At 69.9% G+C, this 22,178-nt stretch carries 19 protein-coding genes; 16 read left to right on the forward strand and 3 right to left on the reverse strand.

The window, feature by feature from the left end; translation table 11 throughout:
* Positions 1–232 precede the first annotated feature (232 nt).
* The 4 genes from rplJ (at position 233) to AFB00_RS15050 (ending at position 9,283) form a co-directional block, all read left to right on the forward strand.
* Positions 233–796, forward strand: a complete 564-nt coding sequence (rplJ, locus tag AFB00_RS15035) for a 50S ribosomal protein L10 (protein ID WP_068797763.1) — start codon at positions 233–235, stop codon at positions 794–796.
* A 47-nt stretch (positions 797–843) separates the two neighbouring features.
* Complete coding sequence (rplL, locus tag AFB00_RS15040; protein ID WP_068797764.1) at positions 844–1,230, forward strand: 50S ribosomal protein L7/L12; 387 nt, start codon at positions 844–846, stop codon at positions 1,228–1,230.
* Positions 1,231–1,812: 582 nt separating this feature from the next.
* Positions 1,813–5,322, forward strand: coding sequence for a DNA-directed RNA polymerase subunit beta (gene rpoB, locus AFB00_RS15045; RefSeq protein WP_068797765.1), 3,510 nt, complete (start codon positions 1,813–1,815; stop codon positions 5,320–5,322).
* A 49-nt stretch (positions 5,323–5,371) separates the two neighbouring features.
* Positions 5,372–9,283, forward strand: a complete 3,912-nt coding sequence (locus tag AFB00_RS15050) for a DNA-directed RNA polymerase subunit beta' (RefSeq protein ID WP_068797766.1) — start codon at positions 5,372–5,374, stop codon at positions 9,281–9,283.
* Between the two features lie 370 nt (positions 9,284–9,653).
* Here the strand turns inward: AFB00_RS15050 and AFB00_RS34045 are convergent, their stop codons facing one another.
* From AFB00_RS34045 to AFB00_RS15060, 3 genes are all read right to left on the reverse strand, one after another.
* Positions 9,654–10,043, reverse strand: coding sequence for an endonuclease domain-containing protein (locus AFB00_RS34045; RefSeq protein ID WP_197519540.1), 390 nt, complete (start codon positions 10,041–10,043; stop codon positions 9,654–9,656).
* Between the two features lie 23 nt (positions 10,044–10,066).
* Positions 10,067–10,543: a type IV toxin-antitoxin system AbiEi family antitoxin gene (locus AFB00_RS33270; RefSeq protein ID WP_156819546.1), complete on the reverse strand. Its 477-nt coding sequence runs from the start codon at positions 10,541–10,543 to the stop codon at positions 10,067–10,069.
* A 951-nt stretch (positions 10,544–11,494) separates the two neighbouring features.
* Positions 11,495–12,394, reverse strand: a complete 900-nt coding sequence (locus tag AFB00_RS15060; RefSeq protein WP_068800328.1) for an alpha/beta hydrolase — start codon at positions 12,392–12,394, stop codon at positions 11,495–11,497.
* Between the two features lie 538 nt (positions 12,395–12,932).
* Here AFB00_RS15060 and rpsL point away from each other — a divergent pair.
* The 12 genes from rpsL (at position 12,933) to rpsC (ending at position 22,177) form a co-directional block, all read left to right on the forward strand.
* Positions 12,933–13,307 (forward strand): 30S ribosomal protein S12, encoded by a 375-nt coding sequence (gene rpsL, locus AFB00_RS15065; protein ID WP_068797767.1) that lies wholly within the window; start codon positions 12,933–12,935, stop codon positions 13,305–13,307.
* Positions 13,307–13,777, forward strand: a complete 471-nt coding sequence (gene rpsG, locus AFB00_RS15070) for a 30S ribosomal protein S7 (protein ID WP_020622942.1) — start codon at positions 13,307–13,309, stop codon at positions 13,775–13,777. The genes rpsL and rpsG overlap by 1 nt, the downstream gene beginning before the upstream one ends.
* Before the next feature lie 101 nt (positions 13,778–13,878).
* Positions 13,879–15,927 carry an elongation factor G gene (gene fusA / locus AFB00_RS15075; protein WP_068800329.1) on the forward strand — a complete coding sequence of 683 codons (2,049 nt, stop codon included), beginning with the start codon at positions 13,879–13,881 and terminating at the stop codon, positions 15,925–15,927.
* Between the two features lie 123 nt (positions 15,928–16,050).
* The gene (gene tuf, locus AFB00_RS15080; RefSeq protein WP_068797768.1) at positions 16,051–17,244 is read left to right on the forward strand and encodes an elongation factor Tu; all 1,194 of its coding nucleotides are present in this window, start codon (positions 16,051–16,053) and stop codon (positions 17,242–17,244) included.
* A gap of 498 nt (positions 17,245–17,742) precedes the next feature.
* The gene (rpsJ, locus tag AFB00_RS15085) at positions 17,743–18,048 is read left to right on the forward strand and encodes a 30S ribosomal protein S10 (protein ID WP_003938093.1); all 306 of its coding nucleotides are present in this window, start codon (positions 17,743–17,745) and stop codon (positions 18,046–18,048) included.
* Positions 18,049–18,065: 17 nt separating this feature from the next.
* Positions 18,066–18,752, forward strand: coding sequence for a 50S ribosomal protein L3 (gene rplC, locus AFB00_RS15090; protein WP_068800330.1), 687 nt, complete (start codon positions 18,066–18,068; stop codon positions 18,750–18,752).
* The gene (gene rplD, locus AFB00_RS15095; RefSeq protein ID WP_068797769.1) at positions 18,749–19,435 is read left to right on the forward strand and encodes a 50S ribosomal protein L4; all 687 of its coding nucleotides are present in this window, start codon (positions 18,749–18,751) and stop codon (positions 19,433–19,435) included. Before rplC ends, rplD begins: the two co-directional genes overlap by 4 nt.
* On the forward strand, positions 19,432–19,731 hold the full coding sequence (gene rplW / locus AFB00_RS15100) for a 50S ribosomal protein L23 (RefSeq protein WP_068797770.1): 300 nt from the start codon (positions 19,432–19,434) through the stop codon (positions 19,729–19,731). Before rplD ends, rplW begins: the two co-directional genes overlap by 4 nt.
* 16 nt (positions 19,732–19,747) lie before the next feature.
* Entirely contained in the window at positions 19,748–20,581 is an 834-nt protein-coding gene (gene rplB / locus AFB00_RS15105) for a 50S ribosomal protein L2 (RefSeq protein WP_068797771.1), read from the forward strand.
* Positions 20,582–20,595: 14 nt separating this feature from the next.
* Positions 20,596–20,877, forward strand: coding sequence for a 30S ribosomal protein S19 (rpsS, locus tag AFB00_RS15110; RefSeq protein WP_020622935.1), 282 nt, complete (start codon positions 20,596–20,598; stop codon positions 20,875–20,877).
* Between the two features lie 38 nt (positions 20,878–20,915).
* Positions 20,916–21,344, forward strand: coding sequence for a 50S ribosomal protein L22 (gene rplV / locus AFB00_RS15115; RefSeq protein ID WP_068797772.1), 429 nt, complete (start codon positions 20,916–20,918; stop codon positions 21,342–21,344).
* Positions 21,344–22,177 carry a 30S ribosomal protein S3 gene (gene rpsC / locus AFB00_RS15120; RefSeq protein ID WP_068797773.1) on the forward strand — a complete coding sequence of 278 codons (834 nt, stop codon included), beginning with the start codon at positions 21,344–21,346 and terminating at the stop codon, positions 22,175–22,177. Before rplV ends, rpsC begins: the two co-directional genes overlap by 1 nt.
* The last annotated feature ends 1 nt before the right edge of the window (position 22,178 follow it).

Raw genomic sequence — 22,178 nt, forward strand, 5'->3', positions numbered from 1 at the left:
AGACCGCAGGTCCGTGTCCGGGTTCCCCGGCCACCGAAGGTCCCGGGAACACCGGGCGGCCCGCGCAGGAGGACGAGGCGAATCCGGGCGCTCGGCGCCCGCCGGTACTTTTCCCGCCCCGTGCCCTGCGCACGGGGCGTTCGTCGTTCTCCCGGGGGCCGTCGGCCCCGAGGGCGGTACCTGCGCAGCGCGGTGGCACTGCACGGACCAACCACCCGAGAGGAGGGCAGCGATGGCAGCACCCGACAAGGTCGCGGCGGTCGAGGAGATCACCAACCGCTTCCGCGAGTCGAACGCCTCGGTCGTCACCGAGTACCGCGGGCTCAGCGTCGCCAAGCTGACCCAGCTGCGCCGGGACCTGGGGTCGGACGCGAACTTCCGCGTCGCGAAGAACACCCTGGTCAAGCGCGCGGCCGCGGACGCCGGGATCGAGGGTCTCGACGACCTGTTCGCCGGGCCGACCGCGATCACGTTCGTCCAGGGCGAAGCCGTCGACGCCGCCAAGGCGCTGAAGAAGTTCGCCAAGGACAACCCCGGCCTGGAGATCAAGGGCGGGTACATGGACGGGCGCGCCCTGTCCGTCGCCGAGATCGAGCAGCTCGCGGACCTCGAGTCCCGCGAGGTGCTGCTGGCCAAGCTGGCCGGCGCGATGAAGGCGAACATGTCGAAGGCCGCTTCGCTGTTCAGCCAGCCGGCCTCGCAGGTTGCCCGGCTCGCCCAGGCGCTCGCCGACAAGAAGGCCGACGGTGGCGAGTCCGCCCCGGCCGCGGCCGACGGCGACTCCGCCGAGAGCTGATCACCACCCCCACCGAACGTCTTTCGTAAGAGAAAGGACCAGCCATCATGGCGAAGCTGTCCAGCGACGACCTGCTCGACGCCTTCAAGGAGCTCACCCTCCTGGAGCTCTCGGACTTCGTGAAGAAGTTCGAGGAGACCTTCGACGTCACCGCCGCCGCCCCGGTCGCCGTCGCGGCCGCCGGCCCGGCCGGTGCCGCGGCCCCCGCCGAGGAGGAGAAGGACGAGTTCGACGTCGTCCTCGAGGGCGCCGGCGACAAGAAGATCCAGGTCATCAAGGTCGTCCGTGAGGTCGTCTCGGGCCTGGGCCTGAAGGAGGCCAAGGACCTCGTCGAGAGCGCGCCGAAGCCGCTGCTCGAGGGTGTCACCAAGGAGGCCGCCGAGGCCGCCAAGACCAAGCTCGAGGAGGCCGGCGCGAAGATCAGCCTCAAGTGATCTGAGCGACGCTCCGCGAAGGGGGCGGGACCCGTACCGGGTCCCGCCCCCTTCGCCGTTCTCCGGGGCCTCCGGGCCGTGGACCGCTCGTCCCGGTGCGTCCCCGACCGGGTGCCGATGCCGCCCGGAAACCGCTGCGTACGCCGGAGGAAGCCGGTTGCCGACCGGTCGTCCCCGACTTCCGACCGCTCATCGACGGACGGGGACTTGACTCGGTGAGCCCGGCAGGTCACTCTTGGGCAACGGTGGTTGCCTGGATGCTGGAATCGGCGACCTGTCTCGACAGCTGCGTTCGCAGCGTCTATAGTCATTGTTTGCGCTGTCTGCGTCCAGGCTCTGCGCGCTCGCCACCGGGGAAAGCTTCGCCGACTGCACTGGTTCGTCCGGTGCTCCGCCGGAGTGGTCCGTCCTGGCGGGCGCGGGGAATCTGGAGCGCACGGCAGTGTCCGACAACAGACGGCGTGCCACGTGGCCGGGCTGCCGGCTCGCGATCCGGGGGGACCCCGAACGGATCGAGGGAGACGGTAGCGCTCGCCACCGGTGCACGCCAGACGAGAAGCGCAGTTCTCGGAAGGACGCATCTTGGCTGTCTCCCGCGCCGCCGCGACCACCTCGACCCTCTCCGCTTCGGCGAACCCGAACTACCCCGGCGCACCGACCCGGGTCACCTTCGCGAAGATCGCAGAGCCGCTGGAGGTCCCCGACCTCCTCGACCTGCAGATCCAGTCCTACGAGTGGCTCGTCGGCAGTGAGGCCTGGTTCCAGCGCCGGATCGAGGCCGGTGACGAGATGCCGGTCAGCGGGCTGGAGGAGATCCTCACCGAGATCTCGCCGATCGAGGACTTCTCCGGGTCGATGTCGCTGTCCTTCTCCGACCCCCGCTTCGACGAGGTCAAGGCCTCCGTCGAGGAGTGCCGGGACAAGGACATGACCTACGGTGCCCCGCTGTTCGTCACGGCGGAGTTCACCAACAACACCACCGGTGAGATCAAGTCCCAGACGGTCTTCATGGGCGAGTTCCCCGTGATGACCGACAAGGGCACGTTCATCATCAACGGCACCGAGCGCGTCGTCGTGTCGCAGCTCGTCCGCTCGCCGGGTGTCTACTTCGACCACGCGATCGACAAGACGACCGAGAAGGACGTCTACTCGGTCAAGGTCATCCCCAGCCGGGGTGCCTGGCTGGAGTTCGACGTCGACAAGCGCGACACCGTCGGCGTCCGGGTCGACCGCAAGCGCCGGCAGCCGGTCACCGTGCTGCTGAAGGCCCTGGGGTGGACCGCCGAGCAGATCGGTGAGCGTTTCGGGTTCTCCGAGACGATCATGACGACGCTCGAGAAGGACAACACCGCGGGCCAGGACGAGGCGCTGCTCGACATCTACCGCAAGCTGCGCCCCGGCGAGCCGCCGACGCGGGAGAGCGCCCAGGCGCTCCTGGAGAACCTGTTCTTCAAGGACAAGCGGTACGACCTGGCCAAGGTCGGGCGGTACAAGGCCAACAAGAAGCTCGGTCTCGACGTCGGGATCCCGACGGGCACGCTGACCGAGGAGGACATCGCCACGACGATCGAGTACCTCGTCCGGCTGCACGCCGGCGAGACCTCGATGACGTCCGGCCAGGGCGACGCGGCCACCGAGATCCCGGTCGAGACCGACGACATCGACCACTTCGGCAACCGCCGGATCCGGACCGTCGGCGAGCTGATCCAGAACCAGGTGCGGGTCGGGCTGTCCCGGACCGAGCGCGTCGTCCGCGAGCGGATGACCACGCAGGACGTCGAGGCCATCACGCCGCAGACCCTGATCAACACCCGGCCGATCACGGCCGCGATCCGGGAGTTCTTCGGCACCTCGCAGCTGTCCCAGTTCATGGACCAGCACAACCCGCTCGCGGGCCTGACGCACAAGCGCCGGCTCAACGCGCTGGGCCCGGGCGGTCTGTCCCGGGAGCGCGCGGGCATGGAGGTCCGTGACGTCCACCCGTCGCACTACGGCCGGATGTGCCCGATCGAGACCCCCGAGGGTCCGAACATCGGTCTGATCGGCTCGCTGGCGTCCTACGCGCGGATCAACCCGTTCGGCTTCATCGAGACGCCGTATCGGAAGGTCACCGAGGGTGTCGTCACCTCGCAGATCGACTACCTGACCGCCGACGAGGAGGACCGCTTCGTCGTCGCCCAGGCCAACGCCCGGCTGAACGACGACGGCTCCTTCGCCGAGGACCGGATCCTGGTGCGCCGCAAGGGCGGCGAGGTCGACCTGATCTCGCCGACCGGTGTCGACTACATCGACGTCTCGCCGCGCCAGATGGTGTCGGTCGCGACCGCGATGATCCCGTTCCTCGAGCACGACGACGCGAACCGCGCCCTGATGGGCGCGAACATGCAGCGTCAGTCGGTGCCGCTGCTCCGTTCCGAGTCGCCGCTGGTCGGCACCGGCATGGAGCTGCGTGCCGCGGTCGACGCCGGCGACGTCGTGACCGCCGAGGCGGCGGGTGTGGTCGAGGAGCTGTGCGCCGACTACATCACCGTCATGGACGACGAGGGGCAGCGTCAGACCTACCGGCTGAACAAGTTCCGCCGCTCGAACCAGGGCACCTGCAACAACCAGAAGCCGATCGTCGACGAGGGCGCGCGGGTCGAGGTGGGCCAGGTGCTCGCCGACGGGCCGTGCACCGAGAACGGCGAGATGGCGCTGGGCAAGAACCTGCTCGTGGCGATCATGCCGTGGGAGGGCCACAACTACGAGGACGCGATCATCCTGTCGCAGCGCCTCGTCCAGGACGACGTCCTCACCTCGATCCACATCGAGGAGCACGAGATCGACGCCCGGGACACCAAGCTCGGCGCCGAGGAGATCACCCGGGACATCCCGAACGTCTCCGAGGACGTGCTCGCCGACCTCGACGAGCGCGGCATCATCCGGATCGGCGCCGAGGTCCAGCCCGGCGACATCCTGGTCGGCAAGGTCACGCCGAAGGGCGAGACCGAGCTGACCCCGGAGGAGCGCCTGCTCCGCGCGATCTTCGGTGAGAAGGCGCGCGAGGTCCGCGACACCTCGCTCAAGGTCCCGCACGGCGAGTACGGCAAGGTCATCGGCATCCGGGTCTTCTCCCGCGACGACGACGACGAGCTGGCCCCCGGTGTGAACGAGCTGGTCCGCGTCTACGTGGCCCAGAAGCGCAAGATCTCCGACGGCGACAAGCTCGCCGGCCGGCACGGCAACAAGGGCGTCATCGGCAAGATCCTCCCGCAGGAGGACATGCCGTTCCTGCCCGACGGCACGCCGGTCGACATCATCCTGAACACCCACGGTGTTCCGCGACGGATGAACATCGGCCAGATCCTGGAGACCCACCTCGGGTGGATCGCCAAGTCCGGCTGGGAGATCGAGGGCCGGCCCGAGTGGGCCGAGCGGATGCCCGAGGAGCTGTACTCGGTGCCCGCCGACACCAACACCGCCACCCCGGTCTTCGACGGTGCGCGCGAGGGCGAGATCACCGGCCTCCTCGCGTCGACCCGTCCGAACCGGGACGGCGAGCGGATGGTCGGCCCGGACGGGAAGGCGCAGCTGCTCGACGGGCGTTCCGGCGAGCCGTACCCGTTCCCGGTCGCGGTCGGCTACATGTACATCCTGAAGCTGGCCCACCTCGTGGACGACAAGATCCACGCCCGGTCGACCGGCCCCTACTCGATGATCACCCAGCAGCCGCTGGGCGGTAAGGCGCAGTTCGGTGGCCAGCGCTTCGGTGAGATGGAGTGCTGGGCGATGCAGGCGTACGGCGCGGCCTACACCCTGCAGGAGCTGCTGACGATCAAGTCCGACGACGTCGTGGGCCGCGTGAAGGTCTACGAGGCGATCGTCAAGGGCGAGAACATCCCGGAGCCGGGGATCCCCGAGTCGTTCAAGGTGCTGCTGAAGGAACTGCAGTCGCTGTGCCTGAACGTCGAGGTGCTCTCCAGCGACGGCGCGGCGATCGAGATGCGGGACGCCGACGACGAGGACCTCGAGCGTGCCGCGGCGAACCTGGGCATCAACCTGTCCAGCCGCCCGGGCTCGGAGTCGATGACCGTCGACGACGTCGTCAACTGACCCTGCCGTAGACCGAGTAGCCGAGATAACGAAGAAACAGAGGACTTACGTGCTCGACGTCAACTTCTTCGACGAACTGCGCATCGGCCTGGCCACCGCCGAAGGCATCCGCCAGTGGTCGCACGGTGAGGTCAAGAAGCCGGAGACCATCAACTACCGCACCCTGAAGCCGGAGAAGGACGGGCTCTTCTGCGAGAAGATCTTCGGTCCGACCCGGGACTGGGAGTGCTACTGCGGCAAGTACAAGCGCGTCCGCTTCAAGGGGATCATCTGCGAGCGCTGCGGCGTCGAGGTCACTCGCGCCAAGGTGCGTCGTGAGCGGATGGGCCACATCGAGCTGGCCGCGCCGGTCACGCACATCTGGTACTTCAAGGGCGTCCCGAGCCGGTTGGGCTACCTGCTCGACCTGGCTCCCAAGGACCTCGAGAAGATCATCTACTTCGCGGCCTACGTGATCACCTCGGTGAACACCGAGCTGCGGCACAACGACATGTCCACGCTCGAGAACGAGATGAGCGTGGAGCGCCGGCGGATCGAGCAGACCCGTGACGCGGACCTCGAGGCCCGCGCCCAGAAGCTCGAGTCCGACATCGCCGAGCTCGAGGCCGAGGGGGCCAAGGGCGACGTCCGCCGCAAGGTCAAGGACGGCGGCGAGCGGGAGATGCGCCAGCTCCGTGACCGGGCCCAGCGCGAGCTGGACCGGCTCGAGGAGATCTGGACGACGTTCACCAAGCTCGACGTCCAGCAGCTCATCGCGGACGAGTCGATCTACCGCGAGCTCTACGACCGCTACGGCGACTACTTCACCGGTGCCATGGGTGCCGAGGCGATCCAGAAGCTGCTGGAGAACTTCGACATCCCGGCCGAGGCCGAGAAGCTGCGCGAGATCATCCGGTCCGGCAAGGGCCAGAAGAAGCTGCGTGCGCTCAAGCGCCTGAAGGTCGTCGCGGCGTTCCAGACCACCGGCAACTCGCCGATGGGCATGGTGCTCGACTGCGTCCCGGTCATCCCGCCGGACCTGCGCCCGATGGTGCAGCTCGACGGTGGCCGGTTCGCGACCTCGGACCTGAACGACCTGTACCGCCGGGTCATCAACCGCAACAACCGCCTCAAGCGACTGATCGACCTCGGCGCGCCCGAGATCATCGTCAACAACGAGAAGCGGATGCTGCAGGAGTCCGTCGACGCGCTGTTCGACAACGGCCGTCGCGGGCGTCCGGTGACCGGGCCGGGCAACCGGCCGCTCAAGTCGCTGTCGGACCTGCTGAAGGGCAAGCAGGGCCGGTTCCGCCAGAACCTGCTCGGCAAGCGCGTCGACTACTCCGGCCGTTCGGTCATCGTCGTCGGCCCGCAGCTGAAGCTGCACCAGTGCGGTCTGCCCAAGCAGATGGCGCTGGAGCTGTTCAAGCCGTTCGTGATGAAGCGCCTGGTGGACCTCAACCACGCGCAGAACATCAAGTCGGCCAAGCGGATGGTCGAGCGCGGCCGCTCGCAGGTGTGGGACGTGCTGGAGGAGGTCATCTCCGAGCACCCCGTGCTGCTGAACCGGGCGCCCACGCTGCACCGTCTCGGCATCCAGGCCTTCGAGCCGCAGCTGGTCGAGGGCAAGGCCATCCAGCTGCACCCGCTGGTCTGCGAGGCGTTCAACGCGGACTTCGACGGTGACCAGATGGCGGTGCACCTGCCGCTGTCGGCCGAGGCGCAGTCCGAGGCCCGCGTGCTGATGCTGTCCTCGAACAACATCCTGTCCCCGGCGTCGGGCCGGCCGCTGGCCATGCCGCGTCTGGACATGGTGACGGGTCTGTTCCACCTGACCCGGCTGCGCGAGGAGGCCCAGGGCGCCGGTAACCACTACGGCTCCTCGGCCGAGGCGATCATGGCCTACGACCGCAAGGTGCTCCACCTGCAGGCGCCGATCAAGATCCGGCTCCCCGACGTCACCCCGACGCCGGGTGCCGCGTCCGAGACGGTGAACGACGAGGGCGTCTGGACGGCCGAGACGACGCTCGGGCGGGTGCTGTTCAACGAGCTGCTCCCGGCGGACTACCCATTCGTCAACGAGCCGCTGCCGAAGAAGCGCCAGGCCACGATCGTCAACGACCTGGCCGAGCGGTACTCGATGACCGAGGTCGCGCAGGTGCTGGACCGGCTCAAGGACGCCGGCTTCTTCTGGGCCACCCGGTCCGGCGTCACCATCTCGATCGCCGACGTCCTCGTGCCGCCGAGCAAGGCGGGCATCCTCGAGAACTACGAGGCGAAGGCCGACCAGGTCAACAAGCGCTACCAGCGTGGTGCCCTGTCGCACCAGGAGCGCAACGACGAGATGGTGAAGATCTGGAGCCAGGCGACCGAGGAGGTCGCCAAGGCGATGGAGGAGAACTTCCCCGAGGACAACCCGATCCCGACGATCGTGCAGTCCGGGGCCGCGGGCAACATGACCCAGATCCGGCAGCTCGCCGGCATGAAGGGTCTGGTCGCGAACCCCAAGGGTGAGTTCATCCCGCGTCCGATCAAGGCCAGCTACCGCGAGGGCCTGACGGTGCTGGAGTACTTCATCTCCACGCACGGCACCCGGAAGGGTCTGGCGGACACCGCGCTGCGGACCGCGGACTCGGGTTACCTGACCCGTCGTCTGGTCGACGTCTCGCAGGACGTCATCGTCCGTGACGTCGACTGCGGGACCGAGCGGGCGATCTCCATGCCGGTCACCGAGGAGACCAGCGACGGGCGGCTCATCCCGCACCGTTACCTGCGTACCTCGGTGTACGCCCGGTCCTCCGCCGAGGAGGTCACCGCGGCCGACGGCAGCGTGATCGTCGGGCGGGGCGACGACCTCGGGGACCAGGCGCTGGACGCGCTGGTCGACGCCGGCGTCAAGCAGATCCGGGTCCGGTCCGCGCTGACCTGCGCGTCGGCCACCGGCATCTGTGGCACCTGCTACGGCCGCTCGATGGCCACCGGTCAGCTGGTGGACGTCGGCGAGGCCGTCGGCATCGTCGCCGCCCAGTCCATCGGTGAGCCGGGTACCCAGCTGACGATGCGGACGTTCAAGCAGGGTGGCGTCGCCGGCGACGACATCACGACCGGTCTGCCGCGTGTCACCGAGCTCTTCGAGGCCCGGGTCCCGCGCGGTAAGGCGCCGATCGCCGACGTCGACGGGCGCATCCGGATCGAGGACGGCGACCGCTTCTGGAAGATCACGCTGATCCCGGACGACGGCAGCGAGGAGATCGCCTACGAGAAGCTGTCCAAGCGGCAGTGGCTCGGGATGACCACCGTCGACGGCGTCGAGCGTCCGCTGGCGGACGGCGACCACGTGACGGTCGGTCAGCTCCTCCTGGAGGGCACGGCGGACCCGCACGAGGTGCTGCGTGTCATGGGCCCGCGCGAGGTGCAGCTGCACCTGGTGCGTGAGGTGCAGAAGGTGTACCGCACGCAGAGCGTGGACATCCACGACAAGCACATCGAGGTCATCGTCCGGCAGATGCTGCGCCGGGTGACGATCATCGACTCCGGCGCGACCGAGTTCCTGCCCGGTGCACTGGCCGAGCGGGGCGAGTTCGAGTCGGAGAACCGCCGGGTCGTCGCCGAGGGGAACGAGCCGGCCTCGGGCCGTCCGGTCCTCATGGGGATCACCAAGGCCTCGCTGGCGACGGAGTCGTGGCTGTCCGCGGCCTCGTTCCAGGAGACCACCCGGATCCTCACCGATGCCGCGATCAACGGAAAGCGCGACAAGCTCGTCGGGCTCAAGGAGAACGTGATCATCGGTAAGCTGATCCCGGCGGGTACCGGCATCAACCGGTACCGGAACATCCAGGTCCAGCCGACCGAGGAGGCCCGCGCGGCCGCCTACGCCCTGCCGAGCTACGACGACGGCTACTACAGCCCCGACGTGTTCGGCACGGGTACCGGTGCCGCGGTGCCGCTGGACGACTACGACTTCGGGCGCGACTACCGGTAGTACGTACCGGTGGGAGACCGCCCCGACCGGCGACGGCCGGTCGGGGCTCCCGAAGAGGTCCCGGACGGGGCCGGACACCGCTCTCCCGTGGCGGTGACCGGCCCCGTTCGTGTGTCCGGGGCCGGTTCAGGTCGTCCGATCCGGGTCCGGGTCGACCGGCGGCGGGATCGCCGGGTCCGTCGCCGGTGGCGGCGCGTCACGCGGCACTGCGGCGCCCGCCGGTTCGGACGCCGCGCCCGTCCGTAGACGTGCCCGCCGCCGTGGTCCTTCGCGCCCAGGACCGTCCGGGCACGGACGGCCCCCGTCGAGATGCGCACCAGCGGGCCGCGGAGCCGCCGCGACGCCCCCTCGTGTGCCTCTCGGCACCGGCTCAGGCCGTGCGCACCGGGCGGACCGGTCCGCCGAGCGCGCGCCGCACCTCGGCGAGGACCCGGTCCGGTGCGTCGCGCAGGTCCGTGGCCGTGTAGCGGAGCACCCGCCAGCCGAGGGCGGCGAGTCTCGTGTGCCGGTGTGCGTCGGCCCGGGCCGCGGTCGGTGTCGCGAAGTGGTCGCCGCCGTCGTACTCGACGCCGACGCGCGCGTCCGGGTAGGCCAGGTCCAGCCAGTACAGCTGCTCCCGGTCGTCGACGACGGGGTGCTGGGGGACCGGCCGGGGCAGCCCGCCGTGGACCAGGAGCAGGCGCAGCCGCGTCTCCTGCGGAGATCCGGAGCGGGCGTCGGCCCAGGTGAGCGCGTCGAGCACGTTCCGTACGCCGCGCACTCCCGGGTGGCGGACGGTGAGGTTCAGCAACAGGTCCGGGTGGAAGGCGCCCGGGCCAGCGCGTCGACCGCCACGACCCCCTCGGAACCCGGCACCCGGCGCGCGAGGTCGAACGCCGTCCGCAGCGGGGTCGTGACCCGCACCCCATCGACCTCGGTGACCTCCGCGGGACGCAGCGTCTCCCGCCGGACGACGGCGTCGGCCCTGGTCCGGGGCGCGGCCCGCCCGGGTACGACGACCTCGGCCGGCGCGGACGGCGGCGCACACGACCGTCCGAGCAGCTCCGCCGCCGAGTACCCGCAGAGCACGGACCCGGGCCCGGCCCACACGCTCGCGGCGCGGGACCGCAGCCCCAGATCGGGCTCACGGTCACGGACCCGGGCGTAGGTGTCGGGCAGCAACCGGACGTACCCCGGCCCACGCAGCCGGTCCCGGGTCACGAGCCCCGCCGCCACCGCGTCGGCTCCCCGGAACACCTCGGCCCGTCCGCGCACCGTCATCCCGTGATCCTGCGCCGCCCGGGCACCCGCCGGCCCGGGTCCGGACGGACCGATCGCGATGGCGAACCGGACGGGCTCGGGGCTCCCGTATCGCCCGGCGTGCCCAGATGCACGTCAGAGGGCGCCGGGACATCGTCCGAGCCCCGTGCAGCGCATCTCGGCACGGAGAGCGGCGCGATCGGTGCGGGCCCGGCCGGAAAGGACGCGGTGCTGCCCGGGGAGGCGCCGTCGGCTCGGACCTGGAGTGCGCGCGCATGCCGATCGCCCGGCAGATGCGTCGGCGGCCATGGCTGAAGGGCACACACGGGCCGGTTGTCCCGGAGATGTGCAGTGCCCGGGGTACGTAGGCGTGCCGGTGGCCAGGGGGTGTCGGCGGCCGTGGCTGAGGGGCACACGCGGGCCGGTCGTCCCGGAGATGTCCCGTGCTCGGCGTGCGCAGGCGTGCCCGTGGCCGGGGAGGCGCCTCGACCGCCCGAGCCCGGAGCATGCATGCGTGGCGGCCGTTCGACCCCGGAGCAGTGCCGGTCGGCGCGGGCGGGCACGACCGGGCGGTGCCCCGCGCCGAGATGCACACCACGGGGCACGGGCGTCCGGAGAACCCCCATGAGATGCATCTCGGCACGGGAGACCGGTCCCGAGGCCGCGAGGGCCCGCGGGGGACCGCAGAGCCGCACCGGGACGCCTGTCGCGGCCGGACCGTGGGTCAGCCCGGCCCGGGCCCAGCGACCGACATCCGCCCCGCCGCCTGCGCCGCAGCCGCGTCCACGACCGACCGGCCCGGCCTGACCAGCCCGACTGGCTCGACCCGCCCGACCAGCCCGACTGGCCTGACCAGCTCGACTGGCCTGACCAGCTGGACTGGTCTGACTGGCCTGACCGGCCCGACCGGCCTGACCAGCACGGCCGGTACTGGCCGGACCCAGGGCCGGAGCAGCGGCCCGGGCCCCGGGGTCAGGACGTGCAGTCCGCGCGCAGCCCGGCGCCCAGGACCCGCAGCGCGTCGTCGGCCTCGGCGAGCATCCCGGCGAACGTGGGGAACGCGTGCCACATCCCCGCGGTGCGCTGGTAGCGGACCCGGACCCCGGCCCGCTCGGCCCGTTCCACCAGGACGTCGGCGTCGTCGACGAGGATCTCCTCGGCCCCCGCGACGACGTGCAGCGGCGGCAGCCCGGACAGGTCGGCCTCGAGCGGGCGCAGCTCGGGGGCGTCGGCGAGCGTGCCCGGCGCGTAGTCCGCGGCCGCCGACGGCAGCCAGGACGGGTCCAGCATCGCGTCGCTCGCGGCGTTGCGGGACAGCGCGTCCGCGGTACAGCTCAGGTCCAGCCACGGGGAGATCAGCCCGACCGCTCCGGGGAGGTCCTCGCCGGTCTCGCGCAGGCGCAGGAGCAGGGCCGTCGTCAGCCCACCGCCCGCCGAGTCACCGGCCACCGCGATGTGCCCGGCCGGCCGGCCGGTGGCGCGCAGGGCCCGCCAGGCCGCCAGCGCGTCCTCGAGAGCGGCGGGGAAGGGGTGTTCGGGCGCCAGCCGGTAGTGCGGGGCGAACACCGCGGTCCCGGTGGCGTGCGCGAGCCCCGCCAGCAGCGGGCCGTGCGACGCCGAGGAGCCGACGACGTAGCCCCCGCCGTGCAGGTACAGCACCCGGTGCGGGGCCAGTGCGCCGGGCGGGGCGACGACGGAGGTCCGCACGCCGCCGAGCTCGCCGCGGGCCCGGCGGGTCCCCCGGGGCGCCGGGATCGCCGCGCCGATGAGGTCGAGGCCGGCCCGCCGGACCGGCCGGGGTAGGGTCGGCGCCAGCAGTGGTGCGACGAGCGCGCGCGTGGCGAGCCGGTTGACGGCCGTCGGCAGATGCATACCGGACGGTAACCGGGGTGCATCCCGATCGGCCAGCACCGATCCCGCCACGACGAGCGGCAGCTGTTCCGCGGCGAGCGGGTGAGTCCGCTTGCCAGGGATCGCCGTGTGCGGCATCGTCGGGTCACCACAGGTCTCCGTCGGGGGTTCTCCCCGGCGGATGCGCGGACCTCCGAAGCCCCCGGAGGTCGGCGAGGCGGAGTCCGGAGGGACCCGCTTTGACCGCCCGGAAGAGGGCCGAGTACGGTTATGCCCTGCGCTCGACTTCGGTCGGGCCGGTCCGCGTGCCTCGTGGCGCACGGGCCCCGGGTGGTTCGACTCCCCGGGGCCGGTTCCGCGCCTCGACCACGGGCACGACGGACGTCCCGAATGCCTCAGCGGGGCCCTTCCGGCTCCGAGCGTGCGCGGGGCGACACGCCCGACCCCGGGGTCCGGCGCGACGGTGGCGGATGCGACAGGCCACCCCGGCGCCCGGTCCCCGGAGTCACACGGACAGACAGTCGAGCAGTCACACCCGACGGGAAGAAGTAGACGGTTCATGCCCACGATCCAGCAGCTGGTCCGCAAGGGCCGCGAGGACAAGGTCACCAAGACCAAGACCGCCGCGCTGAAGGGGAGCCCCCAGCGCCGTGGGGTCTGCACCCGCGTGTACACGACCACGCCGAAGAAGCCGAACTCGGCGCTGCGCAAGGTCGCGCGTGTGCGGCTCTCCAGCGGCATCGAGGTCACCGCGTACATCCCCGGTGAGGGTCACAACCTGCAGGAGCACAGCATCGTGCTGGTGCGCGGCGGGCGTGTGAAGGACCTCCCGGGTGTGCGGTACAAGGTGATCCGCGGATCGCTGGACACCCAGGGTGTCAAGAACCGCAAGCAGTCCCGCAGCCGCTACGGCGCGAAGAAGGAGAAGAGCTGATGCCGCGCAAGGGCCCCGCCCCGAAGCGTCCGCTGGTGTCGGACCCGGTCTACGGCTCGCCGCTGGTCACCCAGCTGGTGAACAAGGTGCTGAAGGACGGCAAGCGGTCGCTCGCCGAGCGCATCGTCTACGCCGCCCTCGAGGGCACCCGGGACAAGACCGGCACCGACCCGGTCGTCACGCTGAAGCGTGCGCTGGACAACGTGAAGCCGGCCCTCGAGGTCCGCAGCCGCCGTGTCGGTGGCGCGACCTACCAGGTCCCGGTCGAGGTCCGTGCGGTCCGCCAGACCACCCTGGGTCTGCGCTGGCTGGTCACCTACTCCGGGCAGCGCCGGGAGAAGACCATGGTCGAGCGCCTCATGAACGAGCTGCTCGACGCGAGCAACGGCCTCGGCGCCAGCGTCAAGCGGCGTGAGGACATGCACAAGATGGCGGAGTCGAACCGGGCCTTCGCCCACTACCGCTGGTGACCGGCGAGCCGTCGGGCGCCAACTCGCGATCGAGGGAGAGCTGAGCAGTGGCAGCACAGGATGTGCTGACGGACCTCACGAAGGTCCGCAACATCGGCATCATGGCCCACATCGACGCCGGTAAGACCACCACGACCGAGCGGATCCTGTACTACACCGGGATCAACTACAAGCTCGGTGAGGTGCACGACGGCGCCGCCACCATGGACTGGATGGAGGAGGAGCAGAAGCGCGGCATCACGATCACGTCGGCCGCGACGACCTGCTTCTGGAACGACCACCAGATCAACATCATCGACACCCCCGGGCACGTCGACTTCACCGTCGAGGTGGAGCGGTCCCTGCGGGTGCTCGACGGCGCCGTCGCGGTCTTCGACGGCAAGGAGGGGGTCGAGCCGCAGTCCGAGCAGGTCTGGCGGCAGGCCACCAAGTACGACGTCCCCCGCATCTGCTTCGTCAACAAGATGGACAAGCTGGGCGCGGACTTCTTCTTCACGGTCCGGACCATCCAGGACCGGCTGAACGCCACCCCGCTCCCGCTGCAGATCCCGATCGGGTCGGAGAACGACTTCATCGGTGTCGTCGACCTCGTCGAGATGCGGGCGCTCACCTGGCGTGGCGAGCCCAAGAAGGGCGAGGACTACGCGGTCGAGGAGATCCCGGCCGACCTCCTGGAGAAGGCGCAGGAGTACCGCACCGCCCTCATCGAGGCCGTCGCCGAGACCGACGACTCGCTGATGGAGGCGTACTTCGGCGGCGAGGAGCTGTCGGTCGCCCAGATCAAGACCGGCATCCGCAAGCTCGTCACCGACCGTGCCGCCTACCCGGTGCTGTGCGGGTCCGCGTTCAAGAACAAGGGCGTCCAGCCCATGCTCGACGCGGTCATCGACTACCTGCCGTCGCCGTACGACGTGCCGCCGGTCGAGGGCTTCCTGACCGACGGTGAGACGCCGGCCAGCCGCAAGCCCTCGAAGGACGAGCCGTTCGCGGCCCTGGCCTTCAAGATCGCCGCGCACCCGTTCTTCGGCAAGCTGACCTACGTCCGGGTGTACTCGGGCCGGGTCGCCTCCGGTGCGCAGATCATCAACTCGACCAAGGACCGGAAGGAGCGCATCGGGAAGCTGTTCCAGATGCACTCCAACAAGGAGAACCCGGTCGACGAGGCCGTGGCCGGCCACATCTACGCGGTCATCGGTCTGAAGGACACGACCACCGGGGACACGCTCTGCGACTCGCAGAACCCGATCGTCCTCGAGTCGATGACCTTCCCGGACCCGGTCATCCAGGTCGCCGTCGAGCCCAAGTCGAAGGCGGACCAGGAGAAGCTCTCCCTCGCGATCCAGAAGCTCGCGGAGGAGGACCCGACGTTCCAGGTGTCCCTGGACGACGAGACCGGTCAGACGATCATCGCCGGCATGGGCGAGCTCCACCTCGAGGTGCTCGTCAACCGGATGAAGTCCGACTACAAGGTCGAGGCGAACATCGGCAAGCCGCAGGTCGCCTACCGGGAGACCATCCGGCAGTCGGTCACCAAGTACGAGTACACGCACAAGAAGCAGACCGGTGGCTCGGGGCAGTTCGCCCGCGTCATCATCAACCTGGAGCCGCTCACCAGCGGCGACGGTGCGCTGTACGAGTTCGAGAACAAGGTCACCGGTGGCCGTATCCCGCGGGAGTACATCCCGTCGGTCGACGCCGGTGCCCAGGACGCGATGCAGTACGGCATCCAGGCCGGCTACCCCGTGGTCGGCGTGAAGCTCACGCTGCTGGACGGCCAGTACCACGAGGTCGACTCCTCGGAGATGGCCTTCAAGGTCGCCGGCTCCATGGCGTTCAAGGAGGCGGCCCGCAAGGCGAGCCCCGCCATCCTCGAGCCCATGATGGCCGTCGAGGTGATGACGCCCGAGGACTACATGGGCGACGTCATCGGCGACCTGAACTCCCGCCGTGGCCAGGTCCAGGCGATGGAGGAGCGGGCCGGCGCCCGCGTCGTCAAGGCGCTCGTGCCGCTGTCCGAGATGTTCGGCTACGTCGGTGACCTCCGGTCGCGGACCCAGGGCCGGGCGAACTACACGATGGTCTTCGACTCCTACGCCGAGGTTCCGGCGAGCGTGGCCAAGGAGATCATCGCGAAGGCGACGGGCGAGTAATCCTGCACCGCTCGTAGGGCGCGGTCCGCGGATCGGTAAGGTCCGCGGCCCGCACCTCGTACCACCCCCACAGACCTGCCGTCAGCACGGCGGAGAACACAAGAAGTCCAGGAGGACCCCCCAGTGGCGAAGGCGAAGTTCGAGCGGACCAAGCCGCACGTCAACATCGGCACCATTGGTCACATCGACCACGGCAAGACCACGCTGACGGCGGCCATCACCAAGGTTCTGCACGACAAGTACCCGACCCTCAACGAGGCGTCGGCGTTCGACATGATCGACAAGGCGCCGGAAGAGCGCCAGCGCGGTATCACGATCTCCATCGCGCACGTCGAGTACCAGACCGAGAAGCGGCACTACGCGCACGTCGACTGCCCCGGGCACGCCGACTACGTGAAGAACATGATCACCGGTGCCGCCCAGATGGACGGCGCGATCCTGGTGGTCGCCGCGACCGACGGCCCGATGCCCCAGACCCGTGAGCACGTGCTGCTCGCGCGTCAGGTCGGCGTGCCGTACATCGTCGTCGCCCTGAACAAGGCGGACATGGTCGACGACGAGGAGATCATGGAGCTCGTCGAGATGGAGGTCCGTGAGCTCCTCTCGGACCAGGACTACCCGGGAGACGACCTCCCGATCGTCCGCGTCTCGGCGCTCAAGGCCCTCGAGGGCGACGACAAGTGGGCCGAGGCCATCGTCGAGCTCATGGACGCCGTCGACGAGGCGATCCCGGAGCCCGAGCGCGACATCGAGAAGCCGTTCCTCATGCCCGTCGAGGACGTCTTCACGATCACCGGTCGCGGCACGGTCGTCACCGGTCGTATCGAGCGGGGCATCGTCAAGGTCAACGAGACCGTCGACATCGTCGGTATCCGGCCGAACAAGACCTCGACCACCGTCACCGGTGTCGAGATGTTCCGCAAGATCCTCGACGAGGGTCGGGCCGGTGAGAACGTCGGCCTGCTGCTCCGCGGCATCAAGCGCGAGGACGTCGAGCGCGGCCAGGTCGTCGTGAAGCCGGGTTCGATCACCCCGCACACCGAGTTCGAGGGCCAGGTGTACATCCTGGGCAAGGACGAGGGCGGCCGTCACACCCCGTTCTTCAACAACTACCGTCCGCAGTTCTACTTCCGGACGACCGACGTGACCGGTGTGGTGACCCTCCCGCAGGGCACCGAGATGGTCATGCCGGGTGACAACACCACCATGAGCGTTCAGCTGATCCAGCCGATCGCCATGGAGGAGGGCCTGCAGTTCGCCATCCGTGAGGGTGGCCGCACCGTGGGCGCCGGCCAGGTCACCAAGATCAACGCGTGAGGTCGCGGGCCCGCCGGATCCCGGTGGGCCCGCACCACACCCCCCGGTCGAGGACGCCGCACGAGCGTGTGGCATCCTTGACGGGTTGCACGATGAGCATGGCGCGTGGAAGCGCCGCTCCTGTTCCCGGTTCCCGGTTCCCGGTAGTCCAGGTGTCGCGCTCCACGCGCCATGTTCGTTGTCAGCCCTCGGGTCCGTCCCTCCGTCCGCGGAGAGCACAGGGCCTGCGAAGATCAGCTACATGCCCGCCCCACAGGGGGTGGGACGCGGTGACCCGGGTAGATCCATGAGGATCGGGCGCGACACGCCCGACCGCGTGGACCGGAGAGCCCCGGCAGGACGTGCGTTCCAGGCGACTGGAGCCGCTACCGGCCGACAGACCTGAACAGAGCACGGGCCGCAGGCCGGCCGTACACGACGGAGCTTCGCGCCGTGCTGTCTCGACGGGGCCGACACCGCGACACCCCCGCGGCAGGAAGAAGAGGACGACCGACGACCATGGCGGGACAGAAGATCCGCATCAGGCTCAAGGCCTATGACCACGAGGCAATCGACGCGTCTGCTCGCAAGATCGTGGAGACGGTGACGCGTACCGGTGCCCGGGTCGTCGGCCCCGTGCCACTGCCCACCGAGAAGAACGTGTACTGCGTCATCCGCTCGCCGCACAAGTACAAGGACTCGCGCGAGCACTTCGAGATGCGTACGCACAAGCGCCTCATCGACATCCTCGACCCGACGCCGAAGACGGTCGACGCGCTCATGCGCATCGACCTGCCGGCGAGCGTCGACGTCAACATCCAGTAGGCGTGGGGATACAGACGATGACTGCAGCTGTGAAGAAGACCGTCGCCACCAGGCAGGCGCGCAAGATCACCGGCGTCATGGGCACCAAGCTCGGGATGACCCAGGTGTTCGACGAGAACAACCGGATCGTGCCGGTCACCGTGGTCCAGGTCGGGCCGAACGTCGTGACCCAGGTGCGCTCCGAGGAGACCGACGGCTACACCGCCGTCCAGCTGGCCTACGGCACCATCGACCCGCGCAAGGTGAACAAGCCGGAGACCGGCCACTTCACCAAGGCGGGCGTCACGCCGCGCCGGCACCTGCTGGAGCTCCGCACCTCCGACGCCGCGGACTACACCCCCGGCCAGGAGGTCACCGCCGAGGCGTTCGCCGAGGTGGCCGAGGTCGACGTCGTGGGCGTCACCAAGGGCAAGGGCTTCGCCGGTGTCATGAAGCGTCACGGGTTCAAGGGCCTGGGCGCCTCGCACGGCACGCAGCGCAAGCACCGCTCGCCGGGCTCGATCGGTGGCTGCGCCACCCCGGGTCGCGTGTTCAAGGGCGTGCGGATGGCGGGCCGGATGGGCTCCGAGCGTCAGACCACGCAGAACCTCAAGGTTCACCGGGTGGACGCCGAGCGCGGCCTGCTGCTCATCAAGGGCGCGGTCCCCGGTCCCCGCGGTGGCCTCGTCGTGGTGAAGACCCCCGCGAAGGGCGATGGCAAGTGAGCACCGTGCAGATCCAGACCCCGGAGGGCAAGGCGAACGGCAGCGTCGAGCTGCCCGACCACGTCTTCGACGTGACCGCCAACATCGCCCTCATGCACCAGGTGGTGACCGCGCAGCTGAACGCGGCGCGCCAGGGCACGCACGACACCAAGACCCGCGGCGAGGTCCGCGGCGGTGGCAAGAAGCCGTACCGGCAGAAGGGCACCGGCCGCGCCCGTCAGGGTTCGGTCCGCGCGCCGCAGTTCGCCGGTGGTGGCATCGTGCACGGCCCGACGCCGCGGGACTACTCGCAGCGGACCCCGAAGAAGATGAAGGCCGCCGCCCTGCGCGGTGCCCTCTCCGACCGGGCCCGTGCCGGCCGCGTGCACGTCGTCTCCTCGCTGGTCGAGGGCGACGCCCCGTCGACGAAGGCCGCCCGCAAGGCCCTCGAGGCCGTCGTGCCGGAGGCCCTGGCGAGCCGGGTGCTCGTCGTCGTCGAGCGGACCGCGGAGACCGCGCTGCTGAGCCTGCGCAACCTGCCGCAGATCCACATGATCGCGCCGGACCAGCTGAACACCCACGACGTGCTCGTCAACGACGTCGTCGTGTTCACGCAGGCGGCGCTGGACGAGTTCCTGTCCGGCCCGATCGCGAAGCCGAAGGCCGCGAGCCGCCGGGCTGCCGCTGAGGAGGCCGAGAAGTGATCACGGACCCGCGGGACGTGCTGCTCGCGCCGGTGGTCTCGGAGAAGAGCTACGGGCTGCTCGACGAGCGCCAGTACACCTTCGTCGTCGCACCGGACGCGAACAAGACGCAGATCAAGATCGCCGTGGAGAAGGTGTTCGGGGTCAAGGTGACCAGCGTGAACACGCTCAACCGCTCGGGCAAGCGCAAGCGCTCCCGTACCGGCTACGGCAAGCGCAAGGACACCAAGCGCGCGATCGTCACGCTCTCCGAGGAGAGCAAGGCGATCGACGTGTTCGGTGGCCAGGCGAGCTGAGGGAGCGAGCTGAGCCATGGGCATTCGTAAGTACAAGCCGACGACGTCCGGCCGCCGCGGCGCCAGCGTCTCGGACTTCGCCGAGATCACCCGGGACCACCCGGAGAAGTCGCTGCTGCGTCCGCTGCACAACAAGGGCGGCCGCAACGTGCACGGGCGGATCACCACCCGGCACCAGGGTGGCGGTCACAAGCGGGCCTACCGCCTGATCGACTTCCGCCGCAACGACAAGGACGGTGTGCCGGCCAAGGTCGCGCACATCGAGTACGACCCGAACCGCACCTCGCGGATCGCACTGCTGCACTACGCCGACGGCGAGAAGCGCTACATCATCGCGCCGGCGAAGCTGAAGCAGGGCGACCCGATCGAGAACGGTCCCCGGGCCGACATCAAGGTGGGCAACAACCTGCCGCTGCGCAACATCCCGACGGGCACCGTGGTGCACGCGATCGAGCTCCGCCCCGGTGGCGGCGCCAAGATCGCGCGCTCGGCCGGTGCCGGCGTCCAGCTGGTCGCCAAGGACGGGCCCTACGCGCAGCTGCGGATGCCCTCCGGCGAGATCCGCAACGTCGACGTGCGCTGCCGCGCCACGGTCGGCGAGGTGGGCAACTCGGAGCACTCCAACATCAACTGGGGTAAGGCCGGCCGCATGCGGTGGAAGGGCAAGCGCCCGACCGTCCGTGGTGTCGTCATGAACCCGGTGGACCACCCGCACGGTGGTGGTGAGGGCAAGACCTCCGGTGGCCGCCACCCGGTGAACCCGGCCGGTACCCCCGAGGGGCGTACCCGTCGCAACAAGCCGTCCGACAAGTTGATCGTCCGCCGGCGCCGTACCGGCAAGAAGCGCTGAGCAGGGAGGTAAAGATGCCGCGCAGCCTGAAGAAGGGCCCCTTCGTGGACGACCACCTGCTCAAGAAGGTGGACGCCCTCAACGAGTCCGGCAAGAAGACCGTCATCCGTACGTGGTCCCGTCGGTCCACGATCATTCCGGACATGATCGGTCACACCATTGCGGTGCACGACGGCCGCAAGCACGTGCCGGTGTTCGTGTCCGACTCGATGGTCGGGCACAAGCTGGGCGAGTTCGCCCCGACCCGGACCTTCCGGGGACACATCAAGGACGACCGCAAGGCGCGTCGGCGCTAGAAGCCGGCCCGAGTAGCGACTAGGAGAGGTGGAGAGAAATGGCTGACGCTGTGAACACAGCTGCCGACACCACCGGCGCTGCGCTCGAGCCGACTCGTGCGCGCGCCGTGGCACGGTTCGTCCGTAGCTCGCCGATGAAGACCCGTCGCGTCGTGGACCTGGTCCGCGGCCTGCCGGTCTCGGAGGCACTGGCCATCCTGCGGTTCTCGCCGCAGGCTGCGGCCGAGCCGGTCGCGAAGGTCGTGGCGAGCGCCGCGGCCAACGCGGAGAACAACCTGGACCTGAACCCGGACACCCTCGTGGTGGCCGTGGCGATGGTCGACGAGGGCCCGACGCTGAAGCGCATCCGGCCGCGTGCCCAGGGGCGCGCGTACCGCATCCGCAAGCGGACGAGCCACATCACCATCGAGGTCGAGTCGGTTCCCGCCAAGGCCGGCCGTCGTGGTGCGAAGGGGAGGGCCCGCTGATGGGGCAGAAGATCAACCCGCACGGCTTCCGCCTGGGCATCACCACGGACTGGAAGTCGCGCTGGTACGCCGACAAGCAGTACTCGGAGTACGTGAAGGAGGACGTCGAGATCCGCAAGATGCTCTCCAAGGGCATGGAGCGGGCCGGCATCTCCAAGGTCGAGATCGAGCGGACCCGGGACCGCGTGCGGGTGGACATCCACACCGCGCGTCCGGGCATCGTCATCGGCCGTCGTGGCGCCGAGGCCGACCGGATCCGGGGCAACCTCGAGAAGCTGACCAAGAAGCAGGTCCAGCTGAACATCCTCGAGGTCAAGGGCTCGGAGTCGGACGCGCAGCTCGTCGCGCAGGGCGTGGCCGAGCAGCTGTCGAACCGGGTCGCCTTCCGGCGGGCCATGCGCAAGGCCATCCAGTCGGCCATGCGCAGCCCGCAGGTCAAGGGCATCCGGGTCCAGTGCTCCGGCCGGCTCGGCGGCGCCGAGATGTCGCGGTCGGAGTTCTACCGCGAGGGTCGGGTCCCGCTGCACACGCTGCGCGCGGACATCGACTACGGCCTGTTCGAGGCCCGGACCTCCTTCGGCCGGATCGGCGTGAAGGTCTGGATCTACAAGGGTGACGTCGTCGGGGGCCGCCGTGAGGGCGCGCCCGCCGCCGCCGACGCTCCGGGCCGTGGCCCGCGCCGTGAGCGTCCGGCCCGTCGTCGGTCCGGTGCCTCGGGCACCACTGCGACCAGCACCGAGGCCGGGCGCGCCGCCCAGGGCGGCGGCGCCGCCACGGCGACCGCCGAGACCCCGGCCTCCGGTGAGAACCAGAGCAACGGTGGGGAGAGCTGAC

The sequence above is a fragment of the Pseudonocardia sp. HH130630-07 genome (assembly GCF_001698125.1).
Taxonomy (GTDB): Bacteria; Actinomycetota; Actinomycetes; order Mycobacteriales; family Pseudonocardiaceae; genus Pseudonocardia.

Excerpts from the sequence above, each read along its gene's own strand:
- rplL (WP_068797764.1), top strand. The coding sequence starts at position 844 with ATGGCGAAGCTGTCCAGCGACGACCTGCTCGACGCCTTCAAGGAGCTC.
- rpsJ (WP_003938093.1), top strand. The coding sequence starts at position 17,743 with ATGGCGGGACAGAAGATCCGCATCAGGCTCAAGGCCTATGACCACGAG.
- rplC (WP_068800330.1), top strand. The coding sequence starts at position 18,066 with ATGACTGCAGCTGTGAAGAAGACCGTCGCCACCAGGCAGGCGCGCAAG.
- rplB (WP_068797771.1), top strand. The coding sequence starts at position 19,748 with ATGGGCATTCGTAAGTACAAGCCGACGACGTCCGGCCGCCGCGGCGCC.
- rplV (WP_068797772.1), top strand. The coding sequence starts at position 20,916 with ATGGCTGACGCTGTGAACACAGCTGCCGACACCACCGGCGCTGCGCTC.
- rplJ (WP_068797763.1), top strand. The coding sequence starts at position 233 with ATGGCAGCACCCGACAAGGTCGCGGCGGTCGAGGAGATCACCAACCGC.
- AFB00_RS33270 (WP_156819546.1), bottom strand. The coding sequence starts at position 10,543 with ATGACGGTGCGCGGACGGGCCGAGGTGTTCCGGGGAGCCGACGCGGTG.
- AFB00_RS15060 (WP_068800328.1), bottom strand. The coding sequence starts at position 12,394 with ATGCATCTGCCGACGGCCGTCAACCGGCTCGCCACGCGCGCGCTCGTC.
- fusA (WP_068800329.1), top strand. The coding sequence starts at position 13,879 with ATGGCCCACATCGACGCCGGTAAGACCACCACGACCGAGCGGATCCTG.
- rpsS (WP_020622935.1), top strand. The coding sequence starts at position 20,596 with ATGCCGCGCAGCCTGAAGAAGGGCCCCTTCGTGGACGACCACCTGCTC.
- rpsL (WP_068797767.1), top strand. The coding sequence starts at position 12,933 with ATGCCCACGATCCAGCAGCTGGTCCGCAAGGGCCGCGAGGACAAGGTC.
- rpsG (WP_020622942.1), top strand. The coding sequence starts at position 13,307 with ATGCCGCGCAAGGGCCCCGCCCCGAAGCGTCCGCTGGTGTCGGACCCG.
- rpsC (WP_068797773.1), top strand. The coding sequence starts at position 21,344 with ATGGGGCAGAAGATCAACCCGCACGGCTTCCGCCTGGGCATCACCACG.